Origin of the sequence: Streptomyces sp. NPDC029216 (assembly GCF_040648015.1) — a bacterium.
In the GTDB taxonomy this organism is placed as follows: Bacteria; Actinomycetota; Actinomycetes; order Streptomycetales; family Streptomycetaceae; genus Streptomyces.
In genome coordinates, this window is sequence record NZ_JBEZWL010000015.1 from 44884 (window position 1) to 56284 (window position 11401).

The 11401-nt window shown below is 69.8% G+C and carries 12 protein-coding genes; all 12 read left to right on the plus strand.

The annotated features are described in order from the left end of the window. Window positions 1-99: 99 nt before the first annotated feature. Window positions 100-1179, plus strand: coding sequence for a peptide chain release factor 1 (gene prfA, locus AB0F18_RS08840; RefSeq protein ID WP_362056459.1), 1080 nt, complete (start codon window positions 100-102; stop codon window positions 1177-1179). 47 nt (window positions 1180-1226) lie between these two features. Further along, a complete protein-coding gene (gene prmC, locus AB0F18_RS08845) occupies window positions 1227-2072 on the plus strand; it encodes a peptide chain release factor N(5)-glutamine methyltransferase (protein WP_007266582.1) in 846 nt (281 codons plus the stop codon). 55 nt (window positions 2073-2127) lie between these two features. Further along, the gene (locus tag AB0F18_RS08850) at window positions 2128-2775 is read left to right on the plus strand and encodes an L-threonylcarbamoyladenylate synthase (RefSeq protein ID WP_079429782.1); all 648 of its coding nucleotides are present in this window, start codon (window positions 2128-2130) and stop codon (window positions 2773-2775) included. Next, on the plus strand, window positions 2772-3410 hold the full coding sequence (locus AB0F18_RS08855; protein ID WP_362056461.1) for a protein-tyrosine-phosphatase: 639 nt from the start codon (window positions 2772-2774) through the stop codon (window positions 3408-3410). Before AB0F18_RS08850 ends, AB0F18_RS08855 begins: the two co-directional genes overlap by 4 nt. Window positions 3411-3498: 88 nt before the next feature. Continuing rightward, window positions 3499-4731: a serine hydroxymethyltransferase gene (gene glyA / locus AB0F18_RS08860; protein ID WP_362056463.1), complete on the plus strand. Its 1233-nt coding sequence runs from the start codon at window positions 3499-3501 to the stop codon at window positions 4729-4731. Window positions 4732-4847: 116 nt separating this feature from the next. Further along, complete coding sequence (locus tag AB0F18_RS08865; protein ID WP_362056464.1) at window positions 4848-6182, plus strand: MraY family glycosyltransferase; 1335 nt, start codon at window positions 4848-4850, stop codon at window positions 6180-6182. Window positions 6183-6468: 286 nt separating this feature from the next. Continuing rightward, window positions 6469-6906: a hypothetical protein gene (locus tag AB0F18_RS08870; protein WP_362056466.1), complete on the plus strand. Its 438-nt coding sequence runs from the start codon at window positions 6469-6471 to the stop codon at window positions 6904-6906. 210 nt (window positions 6907-7116) lie between these two features. Next, complete coding sequence (atpB, locus tag AB0F18_RS08875) at window positions 7117-7956, plus strand: F0F1 ATP synthase subunit A (RefSeq protein WP_362056537.1); 840 nt, start codon at window positions 7117-7119, stop codon at window positions 7954-7956. An 84-nt stretch (window positions 7957-8040) separates the two neighbouring features. Then, window positions 8041-8274 carry an ATP synthase F0 subunit C gene (atpE, locus tag AB0F18_RS08880; RefSeq protein WP_007266589.1) on the plus strand — a complete coding sequence of 78 codons (234 nt, stop codon included), beginning with the start codon at window positions 8041-8043 and terminating at the stop codon, window positions 8272-8274. 53 nt (window positions 8275-8327) lie between these two features. Continuing rightward, window positions 8328-8858 carry a F0F1 ATP synthase subunit B gene (locus tag AB0F18_RS08885; RefSeq protein WP_358892454.1) on the plus strand — a complete coding sequence of 177 codons (531 nt, stop codon included), beginning with the start codon at window positions 8328-8330 and terminating at the stop codon, window positions 8856-8858. Continuing rightward, window positions 8855-9670: a F0F1 ATP synthase subunit delta gene (locus AB0F18_RS08890; RefSeq protein ID WP_362056469.1), complete on the plus strand. Its 816-nt coding sequence runs from the start codon at window positions 8855-8857 to the stop codon at window positions 9668-9670. Before AB0F18_RS08885 ends, AB0F18_RS08890 begins: the two co-directional genes overlap by 4 nt. A gap of 134 nt (window positions 9671-9804) precedes the next feature. Then, window positions 9805-11400, plus strand: a complete 1596-nt coding sequence (gene atpA / locus AB0F18_RS08895; RefSeq protein WP_079429789.1) for a F0F1 ATP synthase subunit alpha — start codon at window positions 9805-9807, stop codon at window positions 11398-11400. Window position 11401: the final 1 nt, after the last annotated feature.

Consider the following 11401-nt stretch of genomic DNA (forward strand, 5'->3'; position numbering starts at 1 on the left):
CGGCCGCCCCCTGATCACGCGGGGGCGGCCGGACCGGCGCCTTTGTCGTCGTTCAGCCAGCCCAGCCCATTTTTGATTTTTTCACCACAGGAGCATCCGATGTTCGAGGCGGTCGAGGAACTGGTCGGCGAGCACGCCGATCTTGAGAAGAAGCTCGCCGACCCTTCGGTCCACTCCGATCAGGCGAACGCGCGCAAGCTGAACAAGCGCTACGCGGAGCTGACCCCGATCGTCGCGACCTTCCGTGCGTGGAAGCAGTCGGCCGAGGACATCGAGACGGCCAAGGAGCTGGCGGCCGACGACCCCGACTTCGCCGCCGAGGTCAAGGAAATGAGCGCGCAGCGCGAGGAGCTCACCGAGAAGCTCCGCCTGCTGCTCGTCCCGCGCGACCCCAGCGACGACAAGGACGTGCTGCTGGAGATCAAGGCGGGCGCCGGCGGCGACGAGTCCGCCCTGTTCGCCGGTGACCTGCTGCGCATGTACCTGCGCTACGCCGAGCGCGTGGGCTGGAAGACCGAGATCATCGACTCCACCGAGTCCGAGCTGGGCGGCTACAAGGACGTCCAGGTCTCCGTCCGCACCAAGGGCGGCAACGGCGCCACCGAGCCCGGCCAAGGCGTGTGGGCCCGGATGAAGTACGAGGGCGGCGTCCACCGCGTCCAGCGCGTCCCGGCCACCGAGTCCCAGGGCCGCATCCACACCTCCGCCGCCGGCGTGCTCGTCACCCCGGAGGCCGAGGAGGTCGAGGTCGAGATCAACCCGAACGACCTCCGCATCGACGTGTACCGCTCCTCCGGCCCCGGCGGCCAGTCCGTCAACACCACCGACTCGGCCGTGCGCATCACGCACCTCCCGACCGGTGTGGTCGCCTCCTGCCAGAACGAGAAGAGCCAGCTCCAGAACAAGGAGCAGGCCATGCGCATCCTGCGCTCGCGCCTGCTGGCCGCCGCCCAGGAAGCCGCCGAGCAGGAGGCCTCCGACGTGCGCCGCAGCCAGGTGCGCACCGTGGACCGTTCCGAGAAGATCCGTACGTACAACTTCCCGGAAAACCGGATCTCGGACCACCGCACCGGTTTCAAGGCGTACAACTTGGACCAGGTGCTCGACGGCGACCTCGACTCGGTCATCCAGGCCTGCGTCGACACCGACTCCGCGGCGAAGCTCGCGGCCGCGCACTGACGAACCCCGCACCACCCCCCCGTACGACAGCAGCCCGGAGGACCAGCGTGAATTTGCTGCTTGCCGAGGTGGCCCAGGCCACCCAGCGGCTGGCCGCCGCCGGCGTGCCCTCACCGCGTTTCGACGCGGAGGAGCTCGCGGCCTTCGTGCACGGCGTCAAGCGGGGGGAACTGCACCACGTCAAGGACGCCGACTTCGACGCCCGCTACTGGGAGGCCGTCGCCCGCCGTGAGGCGCGCGAGCCGCTCCAGCACATCACCGGCCGGGCCTTCTTCCGCTACCTGGAGCTCCAGGTTGGCCCCGGGGTGTTCGTGCCCCGGCCCGAGACCGAGTCGGTCGTGGACTGGGCCATACACGCCGTCCGGGCCATGGACGTGGTCGAGCCGCTGATCGTGGACCTGTGCACCGGCTCCGGCGCGATCGCGCTCGCCATGGCGCAGGAGGTGCCGCGCTCGCGCGTGCACGCCGTGGAGCTGTCCGAGGACGCCCTGCGGTGGACCCGCAAGAACGCCGAAGGCTCCCGGGTCACCGTCCACCAGGGCGACGCCCTGACCGCGCTGCCCGAGCTGGACGGCCAGGTCGACCTCGTCATCTCCAACCCGCCGTACATCCCGCTCACCGAGTGGGAGTACGTGGCCCCCGAGGCCCGCGACCACGACCCCGAGATGGCGCTGTTCTCCGGCGAGGACGGCCTCGACACCATCCGCGGGATCGAGCGCACCGCCCACCGCCTGCTGCGGCCCGGCGGCATCGTCGTGATCGAGCACGCCGACACCCAGGGCGGCCAGGTGCCGTGGATCTTCGCCGACGAGCGGGGCTGGGCCGACGCCGCCGACCACCCCGACCTGAACAACCGCCCGCGCTTCGCGACCGCCCGCAAGGCCATGCCGTGACGCCCGCGACCCCGATGACCGACGACACCACCCCGCTGCACGAGGAGGCCCGCTGATGGCCCGGCGATACGACTGCAACGACGCGACGGACCGCAAGACGGGCCTGCGCGAAGCGGCCTCCGCAGTGCGCCGTGGCGAGCTCGTCGTGCTGCCCACCGACACCCTCTACGGGATCGGCGCGGACGCCTTCAGCGCCGAGGCCGTCGGCGACCTGCTGGCCGCCAAGGGCCGCGGCCGGAACATGCCCACCCCGGTGCTCATCGGCTCCCCGAACACCCTGCACGGCCTCGTCACGGACTTCTCCGAGCAGGCGTGGGAGCTCGTCGACGCCTTCTGGCCGGGCGGGCTCACGCTCGTCGCCAAGCACCAGCCGTCGCTGGCCTGGGACCTGGGGGAGACCCGCGGGACCGTGGCCGTGCGCATGCCGCTGCACCCCGTCGCGATCGAGCTGCTGACCGAGGTCGGCCCGATGGCGGTGTCCTCGGCGAACCTGTCCGGGCACCCGGCGCCGGAGGACTGCGACGCGGCGCGCGCCATGCTGGGCGACTCCGTGTCCGTGTACCTGGACGGCGGGCCGACCCCGAGCACCCTGCCGTCGTCGATCGTCGACGTCACCGGGAAGGTTCCCGTGCTGCTGCGTGAGGGCGCGCTGACCGCCGAGCAGCTGCGGGAGGTCGTACCCGACCTTGAGGTCGCTCCGTGAGCCCTCAGGGGCGTGGCATAGCCAAGGGAGACACCTTCCGCATACTCCACGTCAGCACCGGGAACGTGTGCCGCTCGCCCATCACCGAGCGGCTGACGCGGCACGCGCTCGCGCACCGGCTGGGCGTGCTGGGGCTGGCGCCGGGCGGCCTGATCGTGGAGAGCGCGGGCACCTGGGGCCACGAGGGCGCGCCGATGGAGGCCAACGCGGCGGCCGTACTGGCGGACTTCGGGGCCGACGCCTCGGGGTTCACCGGGCGGGAGCTGCTCGACGAGCACGTCATACGGGCCGACCTGGTGCTGACCGCCACCCGGGACCACCGGGCGCAGGTCATCTCCATGGGGCACTCGGCGGGACTGCGGACCTTCACGCTGAAGGAGTTCACGCGGCTGGTGCGGGCCATAGACCCGGCGACCCTGCCGCCGCTGGACGACGGCATGGCGGAACGGGCGCGAGCCCTGGTGCGGGCCGCCGCGGCCCTCCGGGGGTGGCTGCTCGCCCCCTCCGCCGACGCGGACGAGGTGTACGACCCGTACGGCGCACCGATCACCTTCTTCCGGTCGATCGGCGACGAGATCAACCAGGCGCTGGACCCGGTGGTCACGGCCCTGACGGGCGTCACCGGGTCGCGCTGACCCTCCGGGGCCGGCTCCGCGGGGCGTGAACGCGGGGTCCGGCCTACAGTGGCTGGTACCGGTACCCCCACTGCGCGGGAGTCGCGCCATGAGCGTCACCACTGAGCGGGCCACGGACGTGCTGCGGACGCAGGACCCGCAGCTGGCCGACATCCTCGACGGGGAGCGGCAGCGGCAGAGCACGACGCTGCAGATGAGCGCCGCCGAGAACTTCACCTCGCCCGCCGTCCTCGCCGCCCTGGGCTCGCCGCTCGCCAACAAGTACGCCGAGGGCTATCCCGGCGCCCGCCACCACGGGGGGTGCGAGTACGCCGATCTGGCCGAGCGGGTGGCCCAGGAGCGGGCCAAGGCGCTGTTCGGCGTCGAGCACGCCAACGTGCAGCCGCACTCCGGATCCTCCGCCGTACTGGCCGCGTACGCCGCCCTGCTGCGGCCCGGCGACACGGTCCTGGCCATGGGGCTCGCGTACGGCGGGCACCTCACGCACGGTTCGCCCGCCAACTTCTCCGGGCGGTGGTTCGACTTCGTGGGCTACGGGGTCGACGCCGAGAGCGGGCTGGTCGACTACGAGCAGGTGCAGCAGCTCGCCCGGGCGCACCGGCCCAGGGCCATCGTGTGCGGGTCCATCTCCTACCCGCGGCACCTGGAGTACTCCGCGTTCCGCGAGATCGCCGACGAGGTCGGGGCCTATCTCATCGCCGACGCCGCCCATCCCATCGGGCTCGTCGCGGGAGGGGCGGCGCCCAGCCCCGTGCCGTACGCCGACGTGGTCTGCGCGACCACCCACAAGGTGCTGCGCGGCCCGCGCGGCGGGATGGTGCTGTGCGGGGCCGAGTTCGCGGAGCGCGTCGACCGGGCGGTGTTCCCCTTCACCCAGGGCGGCGCCCAGATGCACACCATCGCCGCCAAGGCGGTGGCCTTCGGGGAGGCGGCCGGCCCGGCCTTCACCCGGTACGCGCACAAGGTCGTCGCCAACGCCCGGGCCCTCGCCGAGTACCTCCGGGCGCACGGCCTGGACGTCACCACCGGCGGCACCGACACCCACCTGATCAGCGCCGACCCCGCCCCGCTCGGCCTCGACGGACCGGCCGCGCGCGGACGGCTGGCCGCCGCCGGGATCGTCCTCGACACCTGTGCCCTGCCGTACGGGGACCAGCGCGGGATCCGCCTGGGCACCGCGGCGGTGACCACGCAGGGGATGGGGGAGCCGGAAATGGGCCGGATCGCGGAGCTGTTCGCCGCCGCGCTGCGGGGGGAGGCGGCCGGGACCCGCACCGAGGTGGCCGAGCTGACCGGGCGATTTCCCCCGTACGTGGCGTAATCGGGACGAGAGTCCCGTAGTGCAACCGGAACGAGGGCTCCGCGCGTCCTCGTCCCCGTGTGCATCGCGGCTAATGTGTGGGGCTGAGATGGCCGGCGATACATCTGGGGCAGCCAGTGCGTGAATATCTGCTGACGCTTTGCGTCACGGTCGCGGTGACCTACCTGCTGACCGGGCCCGTCCGGAAGTTCGCGATCGCGGCGGGCGCGATGCCGGAGATCCGCGCCCGCGATGTGCACCGCGAGCCCACCCCCCGGCTGGGCGGCATCGCCATGTTCGGCGGCCTGTGCGCGGGCCTGCTGATCGCCGACCACCTGCAGAGCCTCAACGGGGTCTTCGAACGCTCCAACGAGCCCAGGGCCCTGCTCTCCGGCGCCGCGCTGATCTGGCTCGTCGGTGTCCTCGACGACAAGTTCGAGCTGGACGCGCTGATCAAGCTCGGCGCCCAGATGATCGCCGCCGGTGTGATGGTCATGCAGGGTCTGACCATCCTGTGGATTCCGGTTCCGGGCATCGGCACCGTCGCGCTGACCCAGTGGCAGGGCACCCTGCTCACCGTGGCCCTGGTGGTGATCACCATCAACGCGGTGAACTTCGTCGACGGCCTCGACGGCCTGGCCGCCGGCATGGTCTGCATCGCCACCTGCGCGTTCTTCCTCTACAGCTACCGCATCTGGTTCGGCTACGGGATCGAGCCGGCGGCCCCCGCGACGCTCTTCGCCGCCATCCTGATGGGCATGTGCCTGGGCTTCCTGCCGCACAACATGCACCCCGCGCGGATCTTCATGGGCGACTCCGGCTCGATGCTGATCGGCCTGGTGCTGGCCGCCTCGGCCATCTCGATCACCGGGCAGGTGGACCCCGACACCATGGCCCTGTTCGTGGGCGGCGAGCGCAACGCCACGCACGCGATGCTGCCGGTCTTCATCCCGCTGCTGCTGCCCCTGACGATCATCGCGATCCCGATGGCGGACCTCGTCCTGGCCATCGTGCGGCGCACCTGGAAGGGCCAGTCGCCCTTCGCCGCCGACCGCGGGCACCTGCACCACCGGCTCCTGGAGCTCGGGCACTCGCACAGCCGCGCCGTACTCATCATGTATTTCTGGTCGGGCCTCATCGCCTTCGGCACGGTGGCCTACTCGGTGAACTCCGCCTCGATGTGGATCGTCCTCGGCATCGCCGCGCTGAGCGCCCTGGGCCTCGTCCTGCTCCTCCTGCCGCGGTTCACCCCGCGCGCCCCGCGCTGGGCGGAGGGGCTCGTCCCGCCGCGCTACCGGCACGCCCGGCGGGCCACGGACGCCGCGGCCGAGGCGGCGGTACGGGAGGACACGGGGACCGAGCCGGAGCCGGCACGGCCGATCGCGGCGGGTGTGTCCGGCGTCAACGGCGCGACAGCGGTAGGCCCCCGTTCGCGCTTCCCCGACCGGCGTAAGGCGGGTTCGGCGCGCTGACGCGGCGGGCGCATGTCCGACATGAACGCCCTTTACCAGACAAGAGGTAGCCCTGTCTTGCACACACGGGCGGATTAGCCCTCATGTGTGACAGTCAGCACACCGCACAGGTAAAGCTCTCATCAAATAGTTTGTGATACCGTTCACTAAACCCGGCGACAGAGCCGAAGGACCGTAGTGCGACGGTCCATTGGCCCGAGGCGATCACTCGGACCGGGCTTACGCTCGTCCCCGTACGAGTTCCCGTACGAGTCCGTGCCCCCACCACCACGCGGAGCAAACCGCCATGCGGTCAAACGACGTCCGATCCCTCCTGCAAACCGCCGTACCCACCGCTGCCGCCGGCGCCATCGCCGCCGTGATCAGCGGTCTGGTCGTCGGTGGCAAGGGGGCCGTCGGCTCGATCGTGGCGACCGTGGTCACGATCCTGTTCATGGGTATCGGATTCATCGTTCTGCAGCGCACGGCGAAAACCCTGCCGCATCTGTTCCAGGCGATGGGCCTCATGCTCTACGCGGCTCAGATCCTGCTGCTCTTCGTCTTCCTCGCCGTGTTCAAGAACACGACGCTGTTCCACCCCCGGGCCTTCGCGATCACGCTCGTCGCCACCACCCTCGTGTGGATCGGCGCGCAGACGCGTGCTCACATGAAGGCCAAGATTCTTTACGTCGAGCCTGACTCGACCAATGGGGAAAAGCCCGAAAATCCGGGGTCGAAGCCGTGAAGGGTAGGGCCGGGATAAGTGTGCGTTCGAGATGCTGCTATCGTCCGGTTCAAACTGCGGCACTGCGGGCACGGGCATCTGAGCTGACGCCTGGTCCATCGCGAGGCTCGATGCCCGACTGCCGCCCCCACACCCGTTACACCAGTCCAGTGCCGAACCGCGGCCGTGCGCCGCGCCGACACGATGAGGTTGCCCTACCTATGCGCCACGCTGAAGGAGCCCGCGGTGAGTGCTGACCCGACGCAGGTCCTCGCCTTCGAGACCGACTGTCACATCTTCTCGGGATGTGGCTTCCCCGGCCCGGGCCTGCACTCGTTCCTCTTCGAGCCGCTGTGGGGCGAAGCTGGTCTGACCAGTGTCTACTTCAACAAGCCGATGCTGCTGGCCCTCCTGGGCTCGATCATCATCGTGGCTTTCTTCTGGGCCGCCTTCGCCAAGCCGAAGCTCGTCCCCGGCAAGCTCCAGATGGTCGGCGAGGCCGGTTACGACTTCGTGCGCCGCGGCATCGTCTACGAGACGCTCGGCAAGAAGGAGGGCGAGAAGTACGTCCCCTTCATGGTCTCGCTGTTCTTCTTCGTCTGGATCCTGAACGTCTGGTCGATCGTCCCCGTGGCCCAGTTCCCGGTGACCTCGATCATCGCGTACCCGGCGATCCTGGCCCTGTCGGTCTACTTCGTGTGGCTGCCGCTGACCTTCAAGCGCCACGGCTTCATCGGCGGTCTGAAGAACCTCACCGGCTACGACAAGAGCCTCGGCGGCGTCCTGCCGCTCGTCATGGTCATCGAGTTCTTCTCGAACGTCCTGGTGCGCCCGTTCACCCACGCGGTCCGACTGTTCGCGAACATGTTCGCCGGCCACACCCTGCTGCTGCTCTTCACGATCGCCAGCTGGTACCTGCTGAACGGCATCGGTATCGCCTACGCCGGCGTGTCGTTCGTGATGGTCATCGTGATGACCGCCTTCGAGCTCTTCATCCAGGCCGTCCAGGCGTACGTCTTCGTCCTCCTGGCCTGCAGCTACATCCAGGGCGCGGTCGCCGAGCACCACTGAGCCAGGCCCGCCCCCCGCTCAGCCCCCCCGTATTCGTCCGGTGGCCAACCCCCACCGGTCCGTGAAAGAGAAGGAAGAACTGGCATGTCCCAGACCCTTGCCGCCGTCACCGGCTCCCTCAGCTCCGTTGGTTACGGTCTCGCGGCCATCGGCCCCGGCGTCGGCGTCGGCATCATCTTCGGTAACGGCACCCAGGCCCTCGCCCGCCAGCCCGAGGCTGCCGGTCTGATCCGCGCCAACCAGATCCTCGGCTTCGCCTTCTGTGAGGCGCTCGCCCTGATCGGTCTGGTCATGCCGTTCGTCTACCCGAGCTCCTGATCCTCGGTCCTCGACGAACAGCCCATTAGACGAAAGGCACTGATGTGAACCTCATGGTTCTCGCGGCAGAGACGGAGAATCCGCTCTTCCCGCCGATCCCCGAGCTCGTCATCGGTCTGATCGCCTTCGTCATCGTCTTCGGTTTCCTCGCGAAGAAGCTCCTCCCGAACATCAACAAGGTTCTGGACGAGCGTCGCGAGGCCATCGAGGGCGGTATCGAGAAGGCTGAGGCCGCTCAGACCGAGGCCCAGAGCGTGCTGGAGCAGTACAAGGCCCAGCTCGCCGAGGCCCGGCACGAGGCCGCGCGCCTGCGCCAGGAAGCGCTGGAGCAGGGCACTGCGCTCAAGGAAGAACTGCGCGCAGAGGGCCAGCGGCAGCGTGAGGAGATCATCGCTGCCGGTCACGCCCAGATCGCCGCAGACCGCAAGGCCGCCTCTCAGGCGCTGCGCCAGGACGTCGGCAAGCTCGCCACCGACCTGGCCGGCAAGCTCGTCGGCGAGTCCCTCGAGGACGTCGCCCGTCAGAGCCGCACCATCGACCGCTTCCTCAGCGAGCTCGAGGAGAAGGCCGAGGCGGCCCGATGAACGGAGCGAGCCGCGAGGCGCTGGCCTCCGCGCGCGAGCGTCTCGACGCGCTGACGGACAACACGTCCGTCGACGCGTCGAAGCTCGCCGGTGAGCTGGCAGCCGTCACCGCGCTGCTCGACCGTGAGGTCTCGCTGCGTCGGGTCATCACGGACCCGGCGCAGTCCGGCGAGGCCAAGGCCGAGCTGGTCGGCCGGCTGCTGTCCGGCCAGGTGGGCGGGGAGACCCTCGACCTGGTGTCCGGCATGGCACGGTCCCGCTGGTCGCAGTCCCGCGACCTGGTGGACGCGCTGGAGGAGCTGGCGGCCACCGCCGACCTCACGGCGGCCCAGCAGGCCAACGCGCTCGACAACGTCGAGGACGAACTGTTCCGCTTCGGCCGGATCGTCGCCTCCAGCACCGAGCTGCGTGCCGCGCTGACCGACCGCGCCGCCACCGGCTCCGCCAAGAGCGAGCTGCTGCGCAGCCTGCTCGGCGGCAAGGTGAACGCCGTCACCGAGCGCCTGGTCGTCCGTCTCGTCACGCACCCGCGTGGACGTAGCCTTGAGGGGGGCCTCGAGTCCCTCTCGACGCTCGCCGCTGCGCGCCGTGACCGCATGGTCGCCACCGTGACCAGCGCGGTCCCGCTCAGCGACGTGCAGAAGCAGCGTCTCGGCGCGGTGCTGGCCAAGCTGTACGGCCGCCAGATGCACCTGAACCTCGACGTGGACCCCACGGTCCTCGGCGGGATCTCGGTGCGGGTCGGCGACGAGGTCATCGACGGCACCATCGCGGACCGCCTCGCCGAGGCGTCCCGCCGCATGGCCGGCTGACCAGCCGCCACCACACAGATACAAAGCATTCCTAGCGGCCCGGTTGGGCCGTGCAGAACTTGCAGAAGATTCCTGGGGGTCGCCCCCAGACCCCTAAGAAGCTTCAGGCCCAACAAGGAGAGCAGGGAACCCAGATGGCGGAGCTCACGATCCGGCCGGAGGAGATCCGGGACGCACTGGAGACCTTCGTCCAGTCGTACCAGCCGGACGCGGCCTCGCGCGAGGAGGTCGGAACGGTCAGCGTTGCCGGCGACGGCATCGCGAAGGTGGAGGGCCTGCCCTCCGCCATGGCGAACGAGCTGCTGAAGTTCGAGGACGGCACCCTCGGTCTCGCCCTCAACCTCGAGGAGCGCGAGATCGGTGCGATCGTCCTCGGCGAGTTCAGCGGTATCGAGGAGGGTCAGCCGGTGCAGCGCACCGGTGAGGTCCTCTCCGTAGGCGTCGGCGAGGGCTACCTCGGCCGCGTGGTCGACCCGCTCGGCAACCCGATCGACGGCCTCGGCGAGATCGCGACCGAGGGCCGCCGCGCCCTCGAACTGCAGGCCCCGGGCGTCATGGTCCGTAAGTCGGTGCACGAGCCCATGCAGACCGGCTACAAGGCCGTCGACGCGATGGTGCCGATCGGCCGTGGCCAGCGTCAGCTGATCATCGGTGACCGTCAGACCGGCAAGACCGCCCTGGCCGTCGACACGATCATCAACCAGCGCGACAACTGGCGCTCGGGCGACGTGAACAAGCAGGTCCGCTGCATCTACGTCGCCATCGGCCAGAAGGGCTCGACCATCGCGTCCGTTCGCGGCGCCCTGGAAGAGGCCGGCGCGCTCGAGTACACGACGATCGTCGCCGCCCCGGCGTCCGACCCGGCCGGCTTCAAGTACCTGGCGCCGTACACCGGTTCCGCCATCGGTCAGCACTGGATGTACGCCGGCAAGCACGTCCTGATCATCTTCGACGACCTGTCGAAGCAGGCCGACGCCTACCGCGCCGTGTCGCTGCTGCTGCGCCGCCCGCCGGGCCGTGAGGCCTACCCGGGTGACGTCTTCTACCTGCACTCCCGTCTGCTGGAGCGCTGCGCGAAGCTCTCCGACGACATGGGTGCCGGTTCGATGACCGGTCTGCCGATCGTCGAGACCAAGGCCAACGACGTCTCGGCGTTCATCCCGACCAACGTCATCTCCATCACCGACGGCCAGTGCTTCCTGGAGTCCGACCTGTTCAACGCCGGTCAGCGCCCGGCCCTGAACGTCGGTATCTCGGTCTCCCGCGTCGGTGGTTCCGCCCAGCACAAGGCGATGAAGCAGGTCTCCGGCCGTCTTCGCGTCGACCTGGCCCAGTACCGCGAGCTGGAGGCGTTCGCCGCCTTCGGTTCCGACCTGGACGCCGCGTCGAAGGCCTCGCTGGAGCGCGGCAAGCGCATGGTGGAGCTGCTGAAGCAGGGCCAGTACCAGCCGATGCCCGTCGAGGAGCAGGTCGTCTCCGTCTGGGCCGGCACCACCGGCAAGATGGACGACGTCCCGGTCGAGGACATCCGCCGCTTCGAGTCGGAGCTGCTGGAGCACCTGCGCCGCGAGCGCAAGGACCTCCTCACCTCCATCGCCGACGGCGGCAAGATGTCGGACGACACGCTGGGCTCGATCGCCGACGCGATCGCCGCCTTCAAGCGCCAGTTCGAGACCTCGGACGGAAAGCTCCTGGGCGAGGACGTTCCGGCCGTCAACGTCTCCAAGTGAC